Genomic DNA, 22,715 nt, shown 5'->3' with positions numbered 1-22,715 from the left:
CGTTTGTCGTTGCTGCGAACTAAATGTAGGTATTCTTGCTCAAGTCATCACATAAATAACCAACAGCACTTAAGCTGCACTCTCTTTCGCTCGCGCCTGAGCGGCTAAGATTTCTTCCACTAACCTTGGCACTTCAATACTGGCTTTACCATAGCGCTTCTCAGCAAACTCGCTTTCCACTGCACTTGGCTCCAAATTGATCTCTATGGTGTGCGCGCCATGCATACGTGCGTCATGCACAAACCCCGCCGCAGGATAAACCACCCCAGAGGTGCCAATAGACACAAACAGATCTGCTTGTTCAAGCGCGGCGTAAATATCGCCCATGCGTAGCGGCATTTCACCAAACCAGACAATGTGTGGGCGCATCTGTGCAGGCATTTGGCAGCAGTGGCACAGATCGCCATGACGGATATCCTCTTTTTGCTCGACCGTTTGATTGGACTCAGGACAGCGCGCTTTCAGCAGCTCTCCATGCATATGAATAATGTTCTGGCTGCCGCCACGTTCGTGCAAGTTATCAATGTTCTGGGTAATCACAGTGACACTGCCCTGCAACTCTTTTTCCAGTTTGCCAAGAGCAAGGTGTGCAGGATTAGGCTGAATAGCGTCAGAGAGTAGCTTACGGCGGCGCTGGTTATAAAACTCCAGCACCATGTCGGGATCACGCTGAAACCCTTCGGGTGTCGCCACATCTTCGATTCGATGGTTTTCCCACAGCCCATCCTGAGCACGGAAAGTTTGAATGCCAGACTCCGCAGAGATGCCTGCACCAGTCAGTATCACAACATGTCGATACGGTAAGCTCATAACCCATTCCTTTTCTCGGCTTTTGTTTAAGCTTAACACCGAAGCGTTATCAACCCTAGAATACGGGGATTAGACCATAGTAGTAACAAGGATAAAAACACCCAGCGAGTGCTGGGTGTTGAACGCTAGACCTGTATTACAAATTCGGCCCTTTGGAGGGAGAATGCGGTAAGTTATTTTGATACTGCTGCATGCCTTGGGTCATCCGCCAGATCCAGATCGAGATGGCCCCAACGGCAATGAGTGCGCCTACATAAGGGATGCCATGCCCGAGCTTGGCAAGCCAAGACTCCGGCATCCAGTAGCGATTCACACCCATGATGATGCCGTTCGTGGTCGCTACCGTCACAATCAACACCACGAAGAAAGTGAGATAGAGGAAGAAGCTACGAATTAAGCCATAGTAATGGGAATTCGCTATCTCACCATCTTGGTTCTTATCCAGTCGGTAACCCGCATAGATAATGCCAATCACGCCCGAGAGCAAGCAGGTGAATGGTGTCAGCAAGCTTGCAATGTAGACAAACCACACTGACTTGTGCGCTCTATCTTGATTCATGGCTCACCTCTCCTTTCGTTTGATTGAATGAGACGGGTTGAGATTCCGCACTTACCTCTTCAATTTCACCGCGGCGTTTTACTTCTTCATACCAAAGGTCATGATGCTCTTTCGCCCACGTTTCATCCACTTTGCCGGTCACCATGCCTTCTAATGCGCCTTCCATACCAAACAGACCGATATAAATATGGAAGATAAAGCCACAGATTAAGATCAAGGCTGAGAACATATGAATGAGGTTCGACTGTTCCATATCACGACGTGTTTGACCAAAGATCGGGAAGTCGAGCACCAAACCACTAATGGCCGCAAAGGTTCCAAACACAATCAGTAACCAGTAAATGGCTTTTTCCCCAGCATTGGAAAAGCCTGCTGAAGGATGTGTGCCTTTGTATTTTCCAACCATGCCACCGAGTTTCATAAACCACTGCACATCCACTTTATTGAAGATGGATTTGCGCCACCACTTGAGCAGTACAAACATCAGCAAAATGAAAAACAGTGGCCCCATGTAGTTGTGATACTGCTTCGCGGCATAGATGATCCAGCCCCACAGCTCACTCGGGATATACGGTTTTAAGAAGTGCTTACCGTACACCAGCATCAAGCCACTGAATGCCAAGGTCAGGAAGGTAAACGCCATGCTCCAGTGCAGCGCCCTATCTGAGCGTGACCAGCGATTGAGCTTACGTCCGGTGCGCGGCTTACTCAGCATCAGCGGACCGACTGCGATATACGCTAGCACGACCATTGCTATGCTGCCGAAAATCGCCACCGCACCAGCCGGAGACATCCATTTCTCTTTAAGGATAAACCAAGTTTCACCCGGTTTACTGATCAACACGCCATGTTCAGGAGACTGAGACGTGGTGTAACCCGCTTCGCCTTGTCGTACCTGACGCCAAAAGTCTGCGCCAGCCAGTTGGGTCATCTCTTTTTGCACCACATCCGGTTTTGCGTTCTCTTCTGCCATCACGGGTTGAGCCAACCAGCACAGCAGTGCTGCCAATAAAGGCAGCACAAAACGAGTGGCGCGAGAAAGTTGTTGTCTCATAGCCACTTAACTCCGAGTTGCGTCATAGGCGAGATCTTCACCGTTCGTCCAACCGGCACCTTTCGCCCCACGTTCAACCACGCGTTGACGGAAAATATCGGAGATTTTCTCCGCATCCCCCGCTAGTAGAGCTTTGGTAGAACAGAGAGAAGCGCACATGGGCAGTTTACCTTCCGCAATACGGTTGGCTCCGTATTTACGACGTTCCTCTTCTGAACCCGGCTCTGTTTCAGGGCCGCCAGCACAGAAGGTGCATTTGTCCATCTTACCGCGTTCACCAAACGCCGCCTGTTTCGGAAACTGCGGCGCACCAAACGGACAAGCAAACAAGCAGTAACCACAACCGATACAAAGATCTTTGTTGTGCAGTACGATGCCATCTTCGGTATGCACAAAGCAGTCTGCAGGACACACCGCCATACAAGGTGCATCGGTACAATGCATACACGCCACGGAAATCGAGTTTTCACCCGGTTCACCATCGTTGAGCGTAACTACGCGGCGACGCTGGATGCCCCATTCCAGCGCATCATCGTTTTCATTTTTACAGGCCGTGACACAGCCGTTACATTCGATACAGCGTTTGGTGTCACACAGGAATTTCATTCTTGCCATGGGTAAGCTCCTTACGCTTTACGAATGTTACAGAGGGTGACTTTGGTTTCCTGCATCAAGGTGACAGGATCGTAGCCGTAGGTCGTGGCGGTGTTTGCCGCTTCCCCAACCACGTAAGGCTGTGTACCTTCTGGATATTTCGGACGCAGATCTTCCCCTTGGAACTTGCCACCAAAGTGGAATGGTAAGAACGCCATGCCCGGTTTTACGCGACGTGTCACCATAGCTTTGACTTTGATGCGGCCTTTCTCTGCACCTTCAACCCAAACCATATCTCCATCCATAAAGCCTAAATCGTTAGCATCTTTCGGGTTCACTTCAACAAACATCTCTTGTTGCAGTTCAGCCAGCCAAGGGTTAGAACGGGTTTCTTCACCACCACCTTCATACTCGACCAAGCGACCTGAGGTGAGAATGATCGGGTATTCCACTGATTTATCCTGCGCTTGAATCGACTTATACAGCGTTGGCACACGGAAGATGAACGCTTGATCATCCCACGTCGGGTAATCAGCCAGCAGATCACGACGTGGTGTATACAGCGGTTCACGGTGCAGCGGTACGCGGTCTGGGAATGTCCACACAATCGCACGCGCTTTCGCGTTACCAAATGGAATACAGCCGTGTTTGATCGCGACACGCTGAATACCACCAGAAAGGTCCGTTTTCCAGTTTTTGCCTTCTGCAGCGGCTTTCTCTTCCGCGGTTAAGTCATCCCACCATCCGAGTTGTTTCAGCAGCTTATCGCTAAATTCTGGATAGCCGTCTTGCAGCTCACACCCTTTCGAGTAGCTATCTTCCGCCAGCAAACTCTTACCTTCAAACTCCACACCAAAACGGGTACGGAAGTTACCGCCACCTTCGGCGACCGTTTTCGAGGTATCGTAAAGAATGTGCGTGCCGGGGTGTTTCATCTCTGGCGTTCCCCAACATGGCCAAGGCATACCGTAAGTATCGCCATTCGCAGGGCCACCTTCGGCCGCCAACGTGGTTTTGTGGAAGGTGTGCCAGTTCTGTTGGTGCGTTTTCAAACGCTCTGGGCTTTGTCCTGTGTAACCAATCGTCCACATACCGCGGTTAAATTCACGGGTGATGTCTTCAATCAGTGGCTGATTGTTCTCAACGCGAATGTTTTTACACAGTTGATCGACGATCCCCAGTTTTTGGCTGAGCAGATACATGATTTCGTGATCAGGTTTGGATTCAAACAGCGGCTCAATCACCTGATCACGCCACTGAATAGAACGGTTAGACGCCGTCACACTGCCGTAGGTTTCAAACTGAGTGGTCGCTGGAAGCAGATACACTCCATCGGTGCGATCGTTCATTACCGCCGCAACCGTTGGGTATGGATCAACAATCACCATCATATCCAGCTTTTGCATCGCCTTTTTCATTTCCACGCCGCGGGTTTGCGAGTTCACCGCATGACCCCAATAGAACATGGCACGAATGTTTTCACGTTGCTGCAGGTTGTCTTTGTTTTCCAGTACTCCATCGATCCAACGAGAGACAGGGATCCCCGGAGTTTCCATTGGCAATGCGCCGTTATAAGTGCCTTGGTCAAAGCGGTTTTTGATCCACTCGAAATCCACGCCCCATACGCTTGCCCAGTGTTTCCATGAACCTTCGGTCAAACCGTAGTAACCCGGCAATGTATCAGAAAGCACGCCTAGGTCGGTTGCACCTTGCACGTTATCGTGACCACGGAAAATGTTGGCACCGCCGCCCGATTTGCCGATGTTACCCAACGCCAGCTCAAGGATGCAGTACGCACGAGTATTGTTATTACCTGTGGTGTGTTGAGTACCACCCATACACCAAACCACGCAACCCGGACGGTTTTCCGCAAGGATTTTCGCGGTGTTGTAGACTTCTTCTTCGCTTACGCCTGTGACACGCTCAACTTCTGCAGGCGTCCATTTGGCCACTTCAGCACGGATTTCATCCATACCGAAGACACGTTGACGGATGTACTCTTTGTCTTCCCAGTTATTTTTGAACACGTGCCACAGCACGCCCCAAATAAAGGCAACATCACTACCGGGACGCAGGGAAACAAAGTAATCCGCTTTTGCTGCAGTACGGGTACGACGAGGATCGGCAACCACGATTTTGCAGCTGTTTTTCTCTTTCGCGATCAAAATGTGCTGCATCGCGACTGGATGAGCTTCGGCGGGGTTAGATCCAATGAACAGCATCGACTTACAGTTGTGCATGTCATTGAATGAGTTGGTCATTGCACCATAACCCCAAGTGTTTGCTACACCCGCAACCGTGGTGGAGTGGCAAATACGCGCTTGGTGGTCAACGTTGTTGGTGCCCCACAGGGAAGCCATTTTACGGAACAGATAGGCTTGTTCGTTGCTGTGCTTAGCACTGCCGAGGAAGTAAACCGAATCTGGACCTGACTCTTCACGGATCTTCAGCGCTTTGTCACCAATTTCATTGATGGCTTGTTCCCAAGAGATCTTCTTCCACTTGCCGCCTTCTAACTTCATTGGGTATTTCAGGCGACGTTCACCGTGGCCGTGTTCACGCAATGCTGCGCCTTTCGCACAGTGACCGCCCGCGTTGAATGGATGATCAAAAGCCGGCTCTTGGCCAGTCCAAACACCATTTTGTACTTCAGCGTAGATACCGCAACCGACGGAACAGTGTGAACAGATGGTACGCTTTACTTCCGTTTTTGCGCTGCGATCCACGTCGCTGGCCTGAGCTTTACGGATCATGCCCGGCGTAAACAAAGAGGCACCAACCGCCGCTCCGCCCGCTGCCAGTGACGTGTTTTTCATAAAGGCACGACGACTAATACCGAGCTGATTTTGCTCTTTGGTCACGCTGTCTGAACGTTTGATGAGTCTCATCGGGTTGGCTCCTATAGCGTGTTGTAGTAATCACGAATGTGTTGAGTTTCGTGATAGCCTTTTTTCAGCGGCTCTTTGCTCTCGGTGCTTGCTTCACTGGCGACCGTTTGAGTGCTGACCCCCGCGACGACAGCGCCAGCAACAGCCGCTGTGCCTAACCCTTTAAGCAGATCGCGTCTGCTTTGGTTTACTTGGTTCTCTTTTTTCATCGATTGCTTCCTTATTGCTTAAGTTTTAGCAACTTAGCTGTGCGTCTTAAGACGTCTGCTTTTCATTCCGGTTTGTTCACTGCTCAGCTTTATCGGTCAGGTTTTTCACCTCGATCCGATAACGATTCTTGCGACTGCTTGGTGCTTGTGTCATCGCCACTTGTTCTAAACTCAAAAAAGCATCTAGAAGCTGCGCGACGGCTAAATAAAATTGGGCATGAGGAGCCTGACGAATTTGGCTCACCAGTTTGCCAAACCACGGTGCGATATGACGGTTGAAAAACGCTTGTTGCGTCTGCGCATCCGCATTTTCGTCATCACCTTGCTCACATAAATAAGCCATGGTTTCGCACAGCGCCGAAATGTGATCTTCTGGCTCGTGCACTTGCTCATCACGCTCTAGCCCTAAGCGGCTCAAATCATCACGAATCTCAGCCAGCGGCTTTTCCATCAATGAACCAGTTAGATGCCATGAGGCAAAAGGCACCACTTCACCACGACCGATACCAATAAACAGCTCTTGATACTCGTCAGCCAAAGAGTCCGCTTGAGCGTTGTGTGCGGCGGCGGATATCGCCTGCCACGCTTTCGCCATTTCGGTGCCATTGGCCTCAAAGTCCAATTCGGCTAGAAAGGTGCACAGCTCTGCTGAGGGCACATCACGCAGCAGTGTGGCGAGCAGCAGGTAAATATCTGAACGCATTGACTGTGAATGTGTTGACTGTGAACGCATAGATTGCTCTTGCATTGCTTTCTCCTTAATACTTGAGCTGCTGCTCAGGGTCATGTGCCATGGCTTCAAACATGTCGACTACCCGGCAGTCTTCGCACATCGCAATACGATTGAGCGCTTCCGGCGTGGCGAAATGTGAGTGACCGCGTAACTTGGTTTGCAACATGGTAATCATGGACTGTGGTGCGAAAGGTTTATGGCAGCGCAGGCACTTAGCGGGTTCTTCTTGATGCAAGGTCACCACACCTTGGCGTGCCGCTTTGTTCCAGTTGAGTTGTGGCGTCGCGCTAAGCGCTTGTTCAGGGCAAGCTTTGACACACAAGCCGCACTGCACACAGTCTTGTTCAATAAAGCGTAGTGCTGGGCTATCTCCCGCCGGATGCAGTGCACGCGTTGGGCAAACCGCAACACAGCTCATGCATAAAGTACAATCGCTTGCTTGGCATTCAATGGTGCCGTAAGGTGCGCTAATACTGAGTGGTTGAACGCTCGGTTGTGAATTGAGTGTTTCTGCTAACGCATCCAGCGCGGTAAACAGACGTTCGCGCTTATTACCAATTAAGTCACCCAACTTAAGCCCAAGCGGCTGTTCACACAGTACCGGCATCCCCTCGCGCAGCGATTCGAGATAAAGAATATCAATCGTCTCTTTGGGCAAACCCAAGTGAGTCAGCAAGCTCTGCGCCATGCTCACTTCTTGGTTGAGAATACGCTGGATAGTGGGTGGCATATGACGGCTCGCGGCAAACAACACTTGAGTTGCACCGTTAACTACAGCAGCAAACCAGCTGTCGATACCGACAGAAGGCAGCTCTTCTACCACCACAGGAATCACGTTATCTGGCAATACCTTAAGTGCCATGACGTTGTAACTTTCATGTCGAGAACTGCAGATCAGCACGATCGGTTTTTCACCGCCAGCTTGGTGGTAATTCGCCAGTAATCGCTCAATAAATTTTTGCGTGTCGGCAGGATTAGGCAGTGCGTAGTGAATCGCTTCCGTCGGGCAAGCCGTCGCGCAGGTTCCGACTCCCTGACACAGATAAGGGTTAATTTGAATCCGATGCCCTGTTTGATCAGAACCTTCACTGGAGAGCGCGCCAGCAGGACATGCATCCACACAGCGTTCACACCCTTTCACACCGCGTGAACTGTGCGCGCACAAGTCAGGATCCAAGCGAAAATACTTAGGTTTATCGAAGGTACCCATCAGAGTTGGGATCTCTTCCAGCGCATCCGCCAGCTTTGGATAACCGCGTCCTACTGGGAAATAACCGGGCACAGGCACTTCTTCACTCATTAAACCGTTGAGTGACATATCCAATACGATATCAAAGGTGTTTCCACCTATCGCGGCTTGCGCCAAATTGACTCGTTTACCGTGGTTTTCTACGTTCACCGAGAATGCGCCGAGGAAACCGCTAATTTCTACCGTATCGGCATAGTACAAATTACTTTGTGTGCCAGGCTCACCATCCACAGAAAGGAGCGTGATTGAAGCCATGCTACTCAGTGGCTCGGTAATACGCTCAATGAGCATAGTGGGTCCAATAATTAAGGTATGGCCGCCACTTTCGTAACTTACGGTAGGAGGAATAAGATTGGTCAACTCAACCGTATGCTCAATCGCATACTGTCTCGCCCGACCGTTTGGAGACGTCGCTTGTTGTAGTAGGTTGTTTAACATTGCTTGCTTCCGCTTATAAGAATCACGAGCGTGTTGGCTCGTTTTACATAAGCTAAAGCAAATAGCGTTCCAAATTTATTTTATTGAAAAATCAGAGAATTTATCGATAACGGGATGAGAAATGAAAAGCCACAATAAGAGTGAGACATTATGTCGCACTCTACCTATTGAGGAGTAAGTCAAAATGTCCCTAATCTCTATGCGGTATATTTTGTCTCACTATTCACTGCGCCAGATGCTGCTGTATCGTAAGAGGAAAGCGTATTGTGATCAGAAAGTCGCGCAGAATCCTCAACGAATTCAGGCGTAGAAGCTATCGTTTCATCAGGCATGCTTAAATCAGTCATAGTTTGGTCAGGCATAGCTTTTTCCGGTATAGCTTGTTCAGACTTAACCTCTGGCGTCGTTTCTAGCTCATTACACCATTGGCGTAAAGTTTGTGCGACTTGCGTGGTGAGGGTTGCTGTGTTGCTGTAATCCGCGTTGTAATCATCCAGCATACACACTTCGCTAAACTCACCGCTTAAAAACAGCTTACGCAATGCCGCTTTCTTCAGTTCTTGCGACGCATCGGATACCAACAAACTCGCTACGCTGGGTTCTTCATTCTCTGCTGAATGAGGTTGTTCGAGCGAGTGGCTCTCCAACCCACTTTCCGTTTCTACAGCGGACTCACTTTCTATCGGCTCCTCTTGCACAGGCTGTGAGTCCAAACTCTTTTGGGTATCAAGCAGTTGGTCTGATTCTGCGGTTAATTTACGTTGTGACCAACGAGAGAAAAACGTGTTTTCAGTTGCCACAAGACCTCCCCGCGCCTTCACGTTTCTTGCGGCGAATTTCCAGTAGCTCACCGTGACGACCAATATAGGCTTCCATCCACGCCTGCACGGGTAGCGGCATATCGGCCGACAGCACCAGATAATCGCTGTCCATATAGCGGCTGGCGACGGCTTGCGATGCGGTCAATTGCACGATTTTAAGCGGCTGATCTTCAATTGGGTCTTCGGCAACCAAGAACAGCTTTGGCGCTTGTGAACTGAGGTTAAAGCGATAGTCAGTACGCTCGTCACGATACAAGTGCAAGGTTGCGACATATTGACTCTGCGCCTCTGGCGTTAAACTGAAACTGTGCAATACCCACTGCGTGGTTTGCCAACGGCCACGTGAGACCAAACGCGGCTCAAGGTTGCAAGCGAGCGGCCAAGCGCTGTCGGTTTTACTATGAGCGGCATCCGTTAAGGATTCAGGAGAAGTTTGTTCAGTCATAACCCATACTAAATTAACAATCAGAGTAGAAATTAAAGCAATAATTGCGCCATGCGTACCAGTACCTTGCTTTAAGTAGAGCGACATTATCACTTTTGTTCAGTTTGTTTTTGATTCGGCACCCTTTTTGCTACATTGACGGCACTTTTTCTTATTCGCTCTACCCTAAGATTTGCACTGATAGATCGGCGGTGAATAAAGCGAGCATCACACAGGAATCCAGAGTGGCTAAACCTTCCATCATCAAAACCAGCGAAAATCCTCTGCAAACCATTGAAGTTGAAGTGTATGACGAATACGGCGAAAAACTGGTGAAATCGATCGCCTGTGAACGCCCTCTCACTGTCCTGCTCAACTGGAAAGAGATTGTGACCTTGATGACGCTCGGTTCGCGGCCAGAAGCTTTAGTGCTGGGTTATTTGAAAAACCAAAGTTTTATTTCCGATCCAGAAGCGCTCGATTCCATCATCATCGATTGGGAAACTCATTCGGCCGCGGTGGTTACGCGTGAAAACATTGACCATTTAGAGCCTGCACTGAAGAAAAAAACCGTCACCTCTGGCTGTGGTCAAGGCACCATGTATGGCAACGTGATGAAGCAGCTTGAGAATTATCAAGTACCACAGCAGCCAATTAAACAGTCACAAATCTACGCTGCTCTGGAAGCATTGACTCACTACAACGATACCTACAAAAAAGCCGGTGCGGTGCATGGCTGCGCAATTTGCCAAGAGGATCAAGTGATCTCTTTTGTGGAAGATGTCGGTCGCCACAACGCAGTGGATACTTTGGCCGGTGAAATGTGGCTCAATGGTATGCGTGGGGATGACAAAATTTTTTACACCACAGGGCGTTTAACCTCCGAGATGGTGATTAAAGTGGCGCAGATGGGGATTCCTGTGCTGCTATCGCGCTCGGGTGTGACTCAAATGGGGCTTGAGCTGGCGCAACGTTTTGGTATTACCACGATTGCTCGCGCTTCCGGTCGTCGCTTCCATGTGTACAGTGGTGCAGACAAAGTGGTGTTTGATGTGAAAGGCCACAGTGAAGAAGCATAACCACGTTTTTGCACCATAAAGGGTTTGACCGTTTTTCGGATAGCAAAAGAGCCTCACATAGAGGCTCTTAGTATTATTTAGCATGGAAAATATTGGCTTAGGAAACTTAACCTTCAACGCCACGTGATTTCAGGAACTCAGCGTAAGTGCCTTTGAAGTCAGTGATTTTGCCATCACGAATTTCTATGATGCGGGTTGCCAATGAGTCTACGAATACGCGGTCGTGCGATACAAAGAACAGCGTGCCTTTATATTGCTCTAAGGCGTTGTTTAATGACTCGATCGATTCCATATCCATGTGGTTAGTTGGTTCATCGAGCAGCAGCATGTTTGGCTTATGCATCATGAGTTTACCAAGCAACATACGACCTTGCTCACCACCCGACAGCACCTTCACGGATTTCTTGATGTCATCTTGGCCAAACAGCATACGACCCAAGAAGCTGCGCACCACTTGCTCGTCATCGCCTTCTTGACGCCACTGACCCATCCACTCCATCAAGTTCATGTCTTCGGCGAACTCATGAGCGTGATCTTGCGCGTAGTAACCAATATTGGCATTTTCAGACCATTTGTAGCTGCCGCTGCGTGGCTCAAGTACACCCGCTAGAGTATTGAGCAGTGTCGTTTTACCCGCACCGTTCTCACCGATAATAGCGACACGCTCACCCACTTCAAAAATTGCGTTGAAGTTGCTGAACAGGTCATGATCAAAACCTTGGCTGAGGTTTTCAACAATCAGGGCGTTACGGAACAGCTCTTTCGATTGTTCAAAACGAATGAATGGGTTTTGACGGCTAGATGCCTTCACTTCATCCAGTTTGATCTTATCAATCTGTCTTGCGCGAGAAGTCGCTTGTTTTGCTTTCGATGCGTTCGCCGAGAAGCGTGCTACGAAGGTTTGTAGCTCAGCAATTTGCGCTTTCTTCTTCGCGTTATCAGACAACAGACGCTCACGCGCTTGAGTGGCCGCGGTCATGTATTCGTCGTAGTTGCCTGGGTAAATACGCAGCTCACCGTAATCCAAGTCAGCCATGTGGGTACAGACTGAGTTTAAGAAGTGGCGATCATGCGAGATGATGATCATGGTGCAGTTACGCGCATTCAGCGTATCTTCCAACCAGCGAATGGTGTCGATGTCCAAGTTGTTGGTCGGTTCGTCAAGCAGCATGATATCTGGGTCTGCAAACAGGATTTGCGCCAGCAGCACACGCAGTTTCCAACCCGGAGCCACACTGCTCATCAGGCCGTAATGTTGCTCAAGAGGAATACCCACCGCCAGCAGCAGTTCACCCGCTTTGGATTCTGCCATGTAGCCATCCATCTCAGCGAACTCCACTTCGAGATCGGCAACACGCATACCATCTTCTTCGGTCATTTCGGGCAGCGCATAAATACGGTCACGCTCTTGTTTTACCTTCCACAACTCTTTGTGACCCATGATAACGGTATCGATCACCGTGAACTCTTCGTACGCAAACTGATCCTGATTCAGCTTGGCAACGCGCTCGTTTGGATCGTAGCTCACGTTACCGCCACTTGGTTCGAGCTCACCACTGAGGATTTTCATGAAGGTGGATTTACCACAGCCATTTGCCCCGATTAGACCGTAGCGATTACCTTCGCCAAACTTAACTGAAATGTTTTCAAACAGTGGCTTAGCGCCAAATTGTTGAGTGATATTCGCTGTAGAAATCAAAGCCTGTACCTTAGTGCGTTAACATTCCCGCCCACTTAAAACGGCGCACTTCGAGTGGCTAAATTAAGCTGACAGGGATCACAAATAGAAAAATCTGCGCAACGTTACTTGTTCAGCGCCCAGACTACAAGCCCTGATTTGCATAACGCGCATGAAAGTCAGTCATCTCAAGTGAAATGACCAACAAAATAACGAGCTTTTCGTAGGGGGATTAATGAAGCAGCAAGGTCTCGCGAAGTTTCGCTTCATTTTTGGAAGGCAGGAAGATACTGAAAGTGCTACCCACGCCCAATTCAGACTGCACTTTAATTTCTCCGCCAGACTGGCTAAGCAAACTTTGTGATACGGAAAGCCCAAGCCCTGTCCCCTCACGTTTGGTGGTGTAAAACGGATCGAAAATACGTTTGAGGTTTTCTGGCTTAATGCCACACCCTTGATCTTCAATGTGGATCACCGCACCGCGACTTTGTCCATCTTCAACCCAATCTTCGCTACGAATAATGATACGACCTTTGCCGTTCATGGCATGAATCGCGTTCATCTGTAGGTTAACCAGAATTTGCAGCAGTTGATGGCGATTGACCTCCACCGAATTATGCGCTTTCAGTTCCAGCACAAATTCAATATCGCGCTTTTTCGAACCGGTTTTGACTAAGGTAATACTCTCATCAATGATCGGATTGACGTGCTGCCACGTGATTTCGTCCTGCACTCCGCCTTGGCGACTGTATTGCAACAAGCTGCGGGTGATGTTTCGGATCCGCTCGATTTGCAGCAAGATGGCATCAATTTCCTCTTCGACTCTGCTCGCATCAGCACCAAGCTCAAAACGAATTAGCTCGGTATTACCGAGAATCACGGCGGTAGGGTTATTGATTTCATGGGCAATCCCAGCGGTTAGCTCACCAAGTGCCGCCAGTTTTTCATGCACCACTAACTTATTGCGCGTTTGGTTAAGCAAGGCAATGTGGTGCTCAAGCTGCGCGGTTTTCTCTTGCAAACTGGCGGTGCGCGATTGCACTTTTTCTTCTAACTCATGCGCGGCTTGTACGATTTCTTCATTCCGTTGGTGCAATTGATCCAACATGTTGTCGAATTGCTTCGCAAGCTGAGCGAGTTCGTGCTTGTCGTCAAGCCCAAGTTGCCCGATACGTTGGTTTTTACCCAGTTGCACCATTTTCACTACACGGTGAATGCGCTCGATTGGGCGAAACAGATCGCGCGAGCCGCGATAAACAAACAAACCTGAAATCACCAGCAGGAAAAGCGTAGTGATCCCGACTTCTAAAATATTGGTGACATAGGTTTTTAAAAACGGCCACATTAAATAGCCGGTGTACAGCATGCCAATTTCGTTGTTGTATTGATCGCGAATCGGCTGATACGCGGTGATGTACCAAGCATCATACACATACGCCAGATTAACCCACTGCTGACCACCTTTGAGCACTTGGTTAAACACTTCGGATGACACCCGTGTGCCTATCGCGCGCCCAGCGTGAATTGTGCTATCCAGAGGTACGTTGGTGCTGACGCGTAAGTCATCCAAAAACAGGGTTAAAGTGCCCGTTGGGCGAAGCTGATCTTGATGGCTTGGGTAGATGAGGTCTCGAATTTGATCGACTAACGTTGTGCTGTTATTGAGCAGTAAACCACCATCCAAAAAACCTATGATGTCACCGAACTCGTTGCGCACTGGAATCACGGTACGACTCACTAATCCCCGAGTTTCAAGCTGTTGAGAATTAAGAATCGGGATTTGCGCTTGCTTGGCTAAATCGGGGTCGAGTTTTTCTAGCTCATCGGCACTTAGTACATCAAAGAAGGATTCACGCTTGGTGAGATCGAGATAGCGAAACTTCTGCTCTAAACTATCCACGCGCTCAAAACTTAAGAAATCTAAGCCATAGCGACTTTTTTGATTTTGCACCCAACGCGGCAAGGTACTGAGGGTTTCCGGCTCTTGCAGACGCTTGCGAAAATCGTACGATTCTGCAAACGCGCGAACGTGATTGGCTTGTTTCTGTTGCAGTAGAGTTACACTGTTTTGCGCCACGCCTAACCGCTCAGACACATCAATTAAAGCGCTGTTCCAGGTGTAGTGCAGTGACCAGTAAATGGTGATCGCAATCAGCGCCAACAGTGTGAGAAAAATCGGCGCTGAGGTCAGAATCCACAGCCGATAGCGCACGGTGGTTTGAAAACGGTGTCGCCATTTTTGCCACCAAGCCCATTTAGCTTTCATGGCTAAGATCCTCGCTTTCCCACTCTTTGTATTTACGCTCCAACGTTTTACGTGCCACGCCTAAATCGCGGGCGGCGGCCGATTTATTGCCCTCATGCAGCGCCACAATTTGCTGAATATGTGCTTTTTCCACCGCACGCAGAGGCCAATCGTTGGGATATCCCAAGCTGGGTTGCGTGACATTGTCACCAAATGAGATTTCAGAATTAACAGCCTGTGACATTGTCACCTCAACTTCTGCCTGTTTAGGTAGTCCATTCAATTCCCGCCAATAATGCGCAGGCGGTTTGCCCAATAACAAGCAGCGCTCAATTAAGTTTTTCAACTCGCGAATATTGCCCGGCCAATCATAATCTTGCATCGAAGAGATATCTTCATACGCCCATTTAGGCATTGGCATCCCCAGTTCTGCACAGAGCATTTTGGTGAAAAACGGCAGCAGTTCGTGCAGATCTTGCTTGCGCTCACGCAGTGGGCTCACTTCGATTTTCAGCACATTAAGCCGGTAGTAAAGATCGCCGCGGAAACGTCCATTTTCGACTTCTTGTTGCAAATTGCGGTTGGTGGCAGCCACCACTCGCACGTCCACATTCACCTCTTTTTCCGAACCCACTGGACGCACCGCGCGTTGTTCTAAAACCCGCAATAGCGAGGCTTGCATAGTGAGTGGCATTTCGCCGATTTCATCCAAAAACAGAGTGCCGCCGTTAGCCACGCGAAACAGACCTTCACGACTCTTTTTCGCGCCGGTAAATGCCCCAGAGGTGTGCCCAAACAGTTCACTTTCCAGCAGTTCTGGCGCAATCGCACCACAGTTGATTGGCACAAAAGGACCTTGGCGACCACTTGCTTCATGAATACCTCGTGCAACCAACTCTTTTCCAGTCCCCGATTCCCCTTCAATCAGCACCGAAGCGCGCGACGGAGCAAACTGAACAATGCGTTGCTTAAGTAATTCGGTTTGTACTGAGCTGCCGATGATTTGTGTTGTGCAGTGGCGCTGAAAATCACGCTGCAAGGCATACTGCAAACGCTCATTGAGGCGTTTATTCATACAACGTTGCACCGCTTGCAGCATTTGTTCGAGGTTAAATGGCTTGAGGATAAAATCGCTTGCCCCTAGTTTGAGAGCGCTGATGGCGGTCTCAAGATCCGCGTATCCGGTCATAAAAATCACATCCGCGCGGTGATCCGGATCGGTAAACGCTTCTTCCCATTCAATCCCTGAGCGTCCCGGTAGGTTGATGTCTAAAATCAGCAAGTCATAGTGATGCTCACCACGCAGCACCTCCGCCTCTTCAATGCTGCCTGCCAAATCGACGCGCGAAAACCATTTACTCAGCGCTTTTTTCAGTACCAGTTGCATACCGACTTCGTCATCAACAACTAAAACAGAGAAGGCTTGATATAAATGGGTTTGATTGAGATCCAAAACTGGTGACATAGAGAGATTCCATAACGTATTGAGACAGAACGACTCAATTAACCTTACATTGGCTAGGCGTAATTTGCGACATTTTGTCCCACACGGTTTAAAGTGTCACTATCTTTAAGCCAGATTTGCCACAAATCACCGACTTTTTGCAGGGAAAATAGCCCTCAATGAGTAAGAATGACGTTGGCATCCCATTTGCTATACCTCTGTTTCGTATAAACTCATCAGCAATTGATTTCATTCAGTGTTATCAGTGTATTAGCTGATCTAGATCGCTGACTTAACCTCCAACGTACCGTCATGGAATTCACAATGAAAAAAACGACCTTTACCCTCGCAGCCGCTTCGTTAATTTTGGTCAGTTACTCGGCTTCCAGTGCCGATGACACTCGTATTCGTCTTGCGACCACCACCAGTACTTACGATTCTGGCTTGCTTGATTACCTCCTGCCAAAATTTGAGCAAGATACGGGCTATAAAGTGGATGTGATCGCCACTGGCACAGGTAAAGCGCTGAAAATGGGCGAAAATGGCGATGTGGATTTGGTGATGACCCATGCACCGAAAGCCGAAGCCAGCTTTGTTGAGGCAGGTTTCGGTGTTCTACCACGTAAACTGATGTACAACGACTTTGTGGTGGTGGGCCCAGAAAGTGATCCAGCTAAAATTGCTGATGAAAAGAACATCGCAAAAGTATTTGAAAATATTGCTAAAAGCGGCGCGGTGTTCATTTCACGCGGTGATGACTCCGGTACACATAAGAAAGAGCTCGGCATTTGGGCACAAAACAAAATCGAACCAAATTTCGGTGGCTACCGTTCTATTGGTCAAGGTATGGGTCCAACACTGAATATGGCGTCAGAAATGCAGGCTTATACCCTGACCGACCGCGGGACTTGGCTAGCTTACAACAATAAGTTGGCTCTCAAGATTCTGTTTGAAGGTGATGAGCAACTGTTTAACCCTTACCAAGTGATTATTGTCAATCCTGAGCGTTACCCAACCACCCAATATCAAGCCGCTAAAGTGTTTAGTGATTGGCTGGTGAACCCTAAAGGCCAACAGTTGATTAACGAGTTTAAAGTCAATGGTCAAAAACTCTTTGTGGCCAATGCGGACAAGCAGTAATCCTCGATGAGTCTTTGGCAAACAACCCTAGATGCCTTGCATCTGTTGGTGAGTCTAGATCCTAAGCTATGGGAGATCGTTGCGGTCTCCTTTAGTGTTTCGCTAACGGCTATTGCTCTGGTGCTCATCCCCTCTGTGGTGCTCTCCTTTGTGCTGGCGTACACCAACTTTCGCGGTAAATGGACTCTGCTTTCGCTGATCAATACCTTGCAAGCGGTTCCAACTGTCGTGATAGGTCTGCTGCTGTATATGTTGCTCTCACGCGCAGGTCCGCTGGGTGATTGGCAGATGCTGTTTACCCAGCAAGCAATGATTTTAGGTCAAGCACTGATCTGTTTTCCGATTCTGGTTGCCATGATGCATGGTGCGTTGCAATCGACTGATCGTCGTTCACTCGAAACGTCAATGACGCTGGGAGCTTCCGTACCTAGGCTCTTTGCAACCTTAGTCTGGGAAGCGCGCTTTCCTTTAATGGCCGCCACCATCGCCGGTTTTTCCCGTATCGTGACCGAAGTTGGCTGCTCAATGATGGTCGGTGGCAATATCATGGGCTTGACCCGCAATATCCCAACGGCCATTTCATTGGAAAGCAATAAAGGCGCTTTTGCGCAGGGGGTGGCGCTGGGTATGGTGCTGCTTGCCTTAGCGCTAGGGCTCAACTTTCTGCTCTCTTCCCTACGGGGCAAAGGCTATTTAAGGACATAAGGCCAATCATGACGATCAAACTTACCGCACAGCAGCTTTCCATGCGTTTTAAAGATCGCGTGTTATTTCATATTCCCGAGATCGCCATCGGCCCTAATGATGCCATTTACCTTAAGGGCGACAATGGTGTGGGTAAAACCACCTTATTGAAAATTCTCGCGGGCTTGTTAGAGCCGAGCAATGGTAGAGTGCTTGGCAGTAAACCTTGGTGGCAGCGCTTGTTTTTGACATCCGCGACCTCAGAAGTTGTCTATCTTCATCAAAGCCCCTACCTGTTTGATGACACTGTTTATCAAAATGTGGTGTACGGCATTCGTTTCAGTGGCTTGTCTGCGCATGAAAAACGCGCGCAAGTGATCACGGCCTTGCGTATGATCGGGCTAGAAACACTGGCCGATGAGCATATTTCTGTGCTTTCCGGCGGAGAAAAACAGCGCGTGGCGATGGCGCGAGCGTGGATCCTCAAACCTTCTATTTTGTTGATGGATGAGCCGAGTGCGTCATTGGATCAAGAATCTATCGAGAGATTGGTTATAATGGCGCGAGATTTATTAGAGCGCGGCTCTAGTCTTGTCATCACTAGCCACCAAACCAATGCCCTCACGGCGCTGTGTAAAAAGCAGTGGTGGATTAAAGATCGTCAACTGATTGAGTCGCCTTTGCTGCAAATTGTGAAAGAAAACAATGATAACCACACAAACACTTCCCACGCTTCAACCTTCCGAAACTAGCTGGGTAATTCTTGCTGGCGGACAAGCCAGCCGTATGGGGGGACAAGACAAAGGCCTGATCCAGTTGAATGGTCAGCCCCTGATTCAACATGTGATCGATAAGTTGGCCCCACAAACGCCGACTTTGCTCATCAACGCCAATCGCAACCAAAGCCAATACCAACAATTTGCGCCGGTGATCAGTGATGAGTTTCCAGATTATCCGGGACCTTTAGGCGGCATTCATGCCGGTTTAAGCCATGCACCAACCGATTGGGTCGGCTTTGTCCCTTGTGATAGCCCGTTAATTTGCGATGATTTAGTCGCCCGCTTCTGTCAGGCTGTCAAACCTGAGAGCGATATCTTAGTGGCTCATGATGGTGAACATCAGCAACCAGTGTTTACCCTATTTCATAAACGCGTGTTACCCAAACTCAGCGCCTTTTTAGCCCGTGGTGATCGCAAAATCATCTTGTTTTACGATGAATGCCATACTTCTTACGTCGATTTTAGCGATGCACCGAGCTGCTTTTTTAATTTGAATACGCCACAAGAGTTGGCGCAATTTGGAGCGTTACATCCATGATTGCTTCTGTACACCAGAATCCTCAACGCCCTAACCTGCCACTACTCGGTTTCGCTGCCTATTCTGGCACCGGAAAGACGACGCTGCTAGAGGCCCTGCTGCCTAAACTGACGGCGGCTGGTTTGCGCATTAGCCTGCTGAAACACGCGCATCACGACTTTGATGTCGATAAGCCGGGCAAAGACAGCTACCGCTTACGTAAAGCGGGAGCCTCTCAAATGCTGATTGCGTCGCGTAACCGTCATGCGCTAATGACCGAAACCCCCGATGCCGAAGCGGAGTTTGATTATCTGCTAACTCGATTTGATGCTGAAAAGCTCGATGTGATTTTGGTTGAAGGCTGTAAAAATATCGCGTTTCCAAAAATTGAACTGCACCGCGCGGAAGTCGGTAAACCTTGGCTTTATCCTCACGATGAAAACATCATTGCGATTGCTGCCGATGAAACGGTAGAAACGGCTCTGCCGCAAATGCACATTAATGATCTCGATGCGATCGCTGATTTCGTTTTGGATTATGTTAAGAAGTGGCATGAACATAAAACGCAGCAATCTGTAGGTTCAGATTCAAAAAACAATGCGGCGGCATGCTGCGACACTTTATCCCCTGCTTTTCTTTCAGTAGAGCAAGGCCGCGAGAAGATCCTCTCGCTCATCTCGCCTTTGGCAGAGACAGAATCGGTAGCGATTCAAGAGTGCTACCAACGAGTTTTGGCGCGTGAAGTACACTCTCCTATCAATGTACCCGCCTATCGCAACTCAGCAATGGATGGTTATGCACTGCGCGGTGATGATCTTGAACGCGATAGCTACCGTGTGGTGGCAGAAGTGCTCGCCGGCAGTCATTACGCGAAAACGGTTGAGCTAGGCGAAGCGGTTAAGATTATGACTGGCGCGCCAATGCCACTCGGTGCCGATACAGTGGTCATGCGTGAGCAAGCCACGCAAAACGGCGATGTGGTGAGTTTTGCGGGTGCCAAAATCAAAGCTGGACAAAACGTACGCCAAGCAGGTGAAGATTTGGCGCAAGGCCAAGCGGTGTTTAGCACAGGTCAGCGTTTGCTCTCTCCTGAAATGGGCATGTTGGCGTCACTGGGTTTTGCGCACGCGGACGTATTTCGCTCGCTTAAAGTCGCGATTTTTTCGACCGGCGATGAAGTACAAGCGCCCGGTGGTGATATTGAGCCAAACTCTATTTTTGATTCCAACCGTTTCACCCTGACGGGGTTACTCAAACAGCTCGGCTGCCAAGTGATCGACCTTGGCATCATTGAAGATGACGAAGCTAAAATGATGCAAGTGCTTGAGCAAGCCGCTAAACAAGCTGATGTGGTGATCACTTCCGGTGGCGTCTCTGTGGGCGATGCGGATTTCATCAAATCCGCGCTAGAGAAGCTGGGACAAATTGATTTTTGGCGGATCAATATGCGTCCGGGACGCCCACTGGCGTTTGGCCAGATTGCTGGAAAACCTTTCTTCGGTCTACCGGGCAACCCTGTCGCGGTAATGGTTTCTTTCATCAACTTTGTGGAACCTGCTCTGCGTAAAATGCAAGGTGAACAAGGTTGGCAACCACTGAAAGTCAATGCGATTGCGTTGGAAGATCTGCGCTCTCGCCAAGGCAGAACTGAGTTCAGCCGTGGGGTTTATGCGTTCAATGCGCAAGGACAATTGACAGTACGTACCACGGGCAAACAAGGTTCGGGAATTTTGCGATCAATGAGTGAAGCGAACTGCTTGATTGAAATTGCTCCGGCGATTGATACGGTAAAAGTCGGTGAAAGCGTGACAATCATCCCACTTCAAGGCAGAATCTAGCCCGTTTATTTAGCGTTGAGAGAGAAACATGGCTCGTACCATCATCTACACCTACAAAAACCAAGAGAAAACGCTGACTTTCTCATACGAAAAGCATCACAACATTCATGAAGCGGTAGCCGAAGCGGAAGGCATTGATCTGACCGATTTTTTGAAGATGGAGATGCAGCTGGAAGCGATTTCCGATACCAAATCGGTGCGTAACTTCCGTGATAACCACTTTAAAAAGCTCGGTTTCGGTATCATCACACTACAACCTAAAGAGAATTTTGGTGTAGGCAAAAAACCAAAAGCGACTCGCTAAGCCAATATGCTTTAGCTGTAATTTTAAAATACCGATACCCAAACTACTTGGAGTTGCAGGTAGGCGGCAAGCGAGTGAATCCCCATGAGCATAGACAAACTATGTGATTGGGGTGAATGAACGCAGCCAACACCGCTGCAACTTCAAGTAGGAAGGGGAAAAGGGCTTGCAGTGCAAGCCCTTAATTTATTCTGTTGATCTTCAACTTATTTAATGTTGAGGAAAGCCGCTCCGCGCACGCCGCCGGAGTCGCCATGTTTGGCTTTAACGATTTTCGGGCATTTCGCAACAGAGAGCAGATGCTTAGGCACACGCTTTGGCATCTCTTCATAAATCAGATCGTAGTTTGATAATCCGCCGCCTAACACCACCACGTGTGGATCGTTAGCAGTAAAAATATTGGCGAAACAGATCGCCAGCAATTCCATAAAGCGCTCAACGTGCTCAACGGCTTTGGATTCACCCTCTTTCTGTGCGGTGATGATCTCAATCGCTTTTTTCTTTTCGCCGTAATAGTGCTCGTATAACAGCTCAAAGCCACGGCCAGAGAGATAGTTGTCCATACAACCTTTATTGCCGCAGCCACAGCCCAGTAATGGGGCTTTTTCACCAAGATGGAACCAAGCATCAATCGGTAGGCGCATGTGGCCAATTTCACCCGCTACGTGGTTACGACCTGAGAACACTTTACCTTCGTAGACCAGTCCGCCACCAAAACCGGTACCTAGAATCAAGCCCATCACGGAAGCCGCTTCTTTTAGCTCATCATCCCAAGCTTCAGAGAGCGCAAAACAGTTCGCATCATTTTCCACTTTCACTGCGCGGCCGAGTTTGGTTTCCAGATCGGCACGCAGCGGTTTGCCTTTGGCTGCAGGCACGTTAACGGTCAATACGCAGCCATTATCGGCATCTTCCATGCCCGGAATACCCAGACCAACCGTACCTTCGACGCCAAATTGCGCATCGTATTTATGGACTAACCCGGCAATAGTCTCCACCAATTTGGCATAGTCATCCGTTGGTGTCGCGACGCGTTCCGTGGCAACGCGTTCTAACTGTTCATTGAACGCACCAAATTCAATTTTGGTTCCGCCCACATCAAAGCCGTAATACATGGCCTTCTCTCCTCAATTTCCTATCCCAGCCTTAGGGAAAAAATAAAAACACAAAAGTGAGGCGTATTATCCACAAGCTACCCTCAACAGTCCGTGACAAGGCACTTATTTAT

At 49.1% G+C, this 22,715-nt stretch carries 21 protein-coding genes; 7 read left to right on the top strand and 14 right to left on the bottom strand.

Annotated elements, in window-relative coordinates:
• Positions 1 to 69: 69 nt before the first annotated feature.
• The 10 genes from cobB to F0316_RS06715 form a co-directional block, all read right to left on the bottom strand.
• A complete protein-coding gene (cobB, locus tag F0316_RS06760) occupies positions 70 to 810 on the bottom strand; it encodes a Sir2 family NAD+-dependent deacetylase (protein ID WP_000056950.1) in 741 nt (246 codons plus the stop codon).
• A 136-nt stretch (positions 811 to 946) separates the two neighbouring features.
• Entirely contained in the window at positions 947 to 1,369 is a 423-nt protein-coding gene (locus F0316_RS06755; protein WP_149560333.1) for a hypothetical protein, read from the bottom strand.
• A complete protein-coding gene (locus F0316_RS06750) occupies positions 1,356 to 2,423 on the bottom strand; it encodes a formate dehydrogenase subunit gamma (protein ID WP_172625974.1) in 1,068 nt (355 codons plus the stop codon). The genes F0316_RS06755 and F0316_RS06750 overlap by 14 nt, the downstream gene beginning before the upstream one ends.
• A 6-nt stretch (positions 2,424 to 2,429) precedes the next feature.
• Positions 2,430 to 3,038 (bottom strand): formate dehydrogenase FDH3 subunit beta, encoded by a 609-nt coding sequence (fdh3B, locus tag F0316_RS06745; RefSeq protein WP_000113430.1) that lies wholly within the window; start codon positions 3,036 to 3,038, stop codon positions 2,430 to 2,432.
• 11 nt (positions 3,039 to 3,049) lie between these two features.
• Positions 3,050 to 5,905, bottom strand: coding sequence for a formate dehydrogenase subunit alpha (locus F0316_RS06740; RefSeq protein WP_002043916.1), 2,856 nt, complete (start codon positions 5,903 to 5,905; stop codon positions 3,050 to 3,052).
• Positions 5,906 to 5,916: 11 nt separating this feature from the next.
• Entirely contained in the window at positions 5,917 to 6,114 is a 198-nt protein-coding gene (locus F0316_RS06735) for a twin-arginine translocation signal domain-containing protein (protein ID WP_000711977.1), read from the bottom strand.
• A 76-nt stretch (positions 6,115 to 6,190) separates the two neighbouring features.
• A complete protein-coding gene (locus F0316_RS06730) occupies positions 6,191 to 6,847 on the bottom strand; it encodes a TorD/DmsD family molecular chaperone (RefSeq protein WP_101411347.1) in 657 nt (218 codons plus the stop codon).
• 25 nt (positions 6,848 to 6,872) lie between these two features.
• The gene (locus F0316_RS06725) at positions 6,873 to 8,534 is read right to left on the bottom strand and encodes a 4Fe-4S dicluster domain-containing protein (protein ID WP_149560331.1); all 1,662 of its coding nucleotides are present in this window, start codon (positions 8,532 to 8,534) and stop codon (positions 6,873 to 6,875) included.
• 197 nt (positions 8,535 to 8,731) lie between these two features.
• Positions 8,732 to 9,397 carry a DUF3306 domain-containing protein gene (locus F0316_RS06720; RefSeq protein ID WP_080280944.1) on the bottom strand — a complete coding sequence of 222 codons (666 nt, stop codon included), beginning with the start codon at positions 9,395 to 9,397 and terminating at the stop codon, positions 8,732 to 8,734.
• Positions 9,324 to 9,800, bottom strand: a complete 477-nt coding sequence (locus tag F0316_RS06715; protein ID WP_000139759.1) for a DUF3305 domain-containing protein — start codon at positions 9,798 to 9,800, stop codon at positions 9,324 to 9,326. Before F0316_RS06715 ends, F0316_RS06720 begins: the two co-directional genes overlap by 74 nt.
• Before the next feature lie 224 nt (positions 9,801 to 10,024).
• Here F0316_RS06715 and fdhD point away from each other — a divergent pair, with 224 nt between their 5' ends.
• Entirely contained in the window at positions 10,025 to 10,858 is an 834-nt protein-coding gene (gene fdhD, locus F0316_RS06710) for a formate dehydrogenase accessory sulfurtransferase FdhD (RefSeq protein ID WP_001118355.1), read from the top strand.
• Positions 10,859 to 10,964: 106 nt separating this feature from the next.
• Here fdhD and F0316_RS06705 read toward each other — a convergent pair whose 3' ends face one another.
• The 3 genes from F0316_RS06705 to F0316_RS06695 form a co-directional block, all read right to left on the bottom strand.
• On the bottom strand, positions 10,965 to 12,557 hold the full coding sequence (locus F0316_RS06705; protein WP_000625974.1) for an ABC-F family ATPase: 1,593 nt from the start codon (positions 12,555 to 12,557) through the stop codon (positions 10,965 to 10,967).
• A 211-nt stretch (positions 12,558 to 12,768) separates the two neighbouring features.
• Entirely contained in the window at positions 12,769 to 14,802 is a 2,034-nt protein-coding gene (locus F0316_RS06700; protein ID WP_029627520.1) for a sensor histidine kinase, read from the bottom strand.
• Entirely contained in the window at positions 14,792 to 16,246 is a 1,455-nt protein-coding gene (locus F0316_RS06695) for a sigma-54-dependent transcriptional regulator (RefSeq protein ID WP_029627521.1), read from the bottom strand. The genes F0316_RS06700 and F0316_RS06695 overlap by 11 nt, the downstream gene beginning before the upstream one ends.
• 303 nt (positions 16,247 to 16,549) lie before the next feature.
• Here F0316_RS06695 and F0316_RS06690 point away from each other — a divergent pair, with 303 nt between their 5' ends.
• Genes F0316_RS06690 through F0316_RS06665 form a run of 6 tightly spaced genes read left to right on the top strand, consistent with a single transcriptional unit; the run spans position 16,550 to position 21,487 of the window.
• Positions 16,550 to 17,365 (top strand): substrate-binding domain-containing protein, encoded by an 816-nt coding sequence (locus F0316_RS06690; protein ID WP_069503024.1) that lies wholly within the window; start codon positions 16,550 to 16,552, stop codon positions 17,363 to 17,365.
• Positions 17,366 to 17,371: 6 nt separating this feature from the next.
• Positions 17,372 to 18,070: an ABC transporter permease gene (locus F0316_RS06685; RefSeq protein WP_000061034.1), complete on the top strand. Its 699-nt coding sequence runs from the start codon at positions 17,372 to 17,374 to the stop codon at positions 18,068 to 18,070.
• A gap of 8 nt (positions 18,071 to 18,078) precedes the next feature.
• The gene (locus tag F0316_RS06680; protein ID WP_149560330.1) at positions 18,079 to 18,801 is read left to right on the top strand and encodes an energy-coupling factor ABC transporter ATP-binding protein; all 723 of its coding nucleotides are present in this window, start codon (positions 18,079 to 18,081) and stop codon (positions 18,799 to 18,801) included.
• Entirely contained in the window at positions 18,755 to 19,366 is a 612-nt protein-coding gene (gene mobA / locus F0316_RS06675) for a molybdenum cofactor guanylyltransferase MobA (RefSeq protein WP_149560329.1), read from the top strand. The genes F0316_RS06680 and mobA overlap by 47 nt, the downstream gene beginning before the upstream one ends.
• Positions 19,363 to 21,183, top strand: a complete 1,821-nt coding sequence (locus tag F0316_RS06670; protein WP_149560328.1) for a bifunctional molybdopterin-guanine dinucleotide biosynthesis adaptor protein MobB/molybdopterin molybdotransferase MoeA — start codon at positions 19,363 to 19,365, stop codon at positions 21,181 to 21,183. The genes mobA and F0316_RS06670 overlap by 4 nt, the downstream gene beginning before the upstream one ends.
• Positions 21,184 to 21,211: 28 nt before the next feature.
• The gene (locus tag F0316_RS06665; protein ID WP_000124574.1) at positions 21,212 to 21,487 is read left to right on the top strand and encodes a DUF2960 domain-containing protein; all 276 of its coding nucleotides are present in this window, start codon (positions 21,212 to 21,214) and stop codon (positions 21,485 to 21,487) included.
• A 206-nt stretch (positions 21,488 to 21,693) separates the two neighbouring features.
• On the opposite strand, the gene nagK is transcribed toward F0316_RS06665, so the two are convergent.
• Positions 21,694 to 22,602 (bottom strand): N-acetylglucosamine kinase, encoded by a 909-nt coding sequence (gene nagK, locus F0316_RS06660; protein ID WP_057562849.1) that lies wholly within the window; start codon positions 22,600 to 22,602, stop codon positions 21,694 to 21,696.
• Positions 22,603 to 22,715: the final 113 nt, after the last annotated feature.

The organism is Vibrio cholerae (assembly GCF_008369605.1).
Taxonomy (GTDB): Bacteria; Pseudomonadota; Gammaproteobacteria; order Enterobacterales; family Vibrionaceae; genus Vibrio; species Vibrio cholerae.
The sequence above is the reverse complement of the archived record's forward strand: the minus strand, read 5'-3'. Positions and strand labels throughout refer to the sequence as shown.

Bases quoted from the DNA above. Each gene is read 5' to 3' on its own strand.
- F0316_RS06740 (WP_002043916.1), bottom strand. From the start codon at position 5,905: ATGAGACTCATCAAACGTTCAGACAGCGTGACCAAAGAGCAAAATCAG.
- fdh3B (WP_000113430.1), bottom strand. From the start codon at position 3,038: ATGGCAAGAATGAAATTCCTGTGTGACACCAAACGCTGTATCGAATGT.
- F0316_RS06680 (WP_149560330.1), top strand. From the start codon at position 18,079: ATGACGATCAAACTTACCGCACAGCAGCTTTCCATGCGTTTTAAAGAT.
- cobB (WP_000056950.1), bottom strand. From the start codon at position 810: ATGAGCTTACCGTATCGACATGTTGTGATACTGACTGGTGCAGGCATC.
- F0316_RS06730 (WP_101411347.1), bottom strand. From the start codon at position 6,847: ATGCGTTCACAGTCAACACATTCACAGTCAATGCGTTCAGATATTTAC.
- nagK (WP_057562849.1), bottom strand. From the start codon at position 22,602: ATGTATTACGGCTTTGATGTGGGCGGAACCAAAATTGAATTTGGTGCG.
- F0316_RS06700 (WP_029627520.1), bottom strand. From the start codon at position 14,802: ATGAAAGCTAAATGGGCTTGGTGGCAAAAATGGCGACACCGTTTTCAA.
- F0316_RS06665 (WP_000124574.1), top strand. From the start codon at position 21,212: ATGGCTCGTACCATCATCTACACCTACAAAAACCAAGAGAAAACGCTG.
- F0316_RS06695 (WP_029627521.1), bottom strand. From the start codon at position 16,246: ATGTCACCAGTTTTGGATCTCAATCAAACCCATTTATATCAAGCCTTC.
- F0316_RS06735 (WP_000711977.1), bottom strand. From the start codon at position 6,114: ATGAAAAAAGAGAACCAAGTAAACCAAAGCAGACGCGATCTGCTTAAA.
- F0316_RS06755 (WP_149560333.1), bottom strand. From the start codon at position 1,369: ATGAATCAAGATAGAGCGCACAAGTCAGTGTGGTTTGTCTACATTGCA.
- F0316_RS06685 (WP_000061034.1), top strand. From the start codon at position 17,372: ATGAGTCTTTGGCAAACAACCCTAGATGCCTTGCATCTGTTGGTGAGT.
- F0316_RS06750 (WP_172625974.1), bottom strand. From the start codon at position 2,423: ATGAGACAACAACTTTCTCGCGCCACTCGTTTTGTGCTGCCTTTATTG.
- F0316_RS06725 (WP_149560331.1), bottom strand. From the start codon at position 8,534: ATGTTAAACAACCTACTACAACAAGCGACGTCTCCAAACGGTCGGGCG.
- F0316_RS06670 (WP_149560328.1), top strand. From the start codon at position 19,363: ATGATTGCTTCTGTACACCAGAATCCTCAACGCCCTAACCTGCCACTA.
- mobA (WP_149560329.1), top strand. From the start codon at position 18,755: ATGATAACCACACAAACACTTCCCACGCTTCAACCTTCCGAAACTAGC.
- F0316_RS06715 (WP_000139759.1), bottom strand. From the start codon at position 9,800: ATGACTGAACAAACTTCTCCTGAATCCTTAACGGATGCCGCTCATAGT.
- F0316_RS06690 (WP_069503024.1), top strand. From the start codon at position 16,550: ATGAAAAAAACGACCTTTACCCTCGCAGCCGCTTCGTTAATTTTGGTC.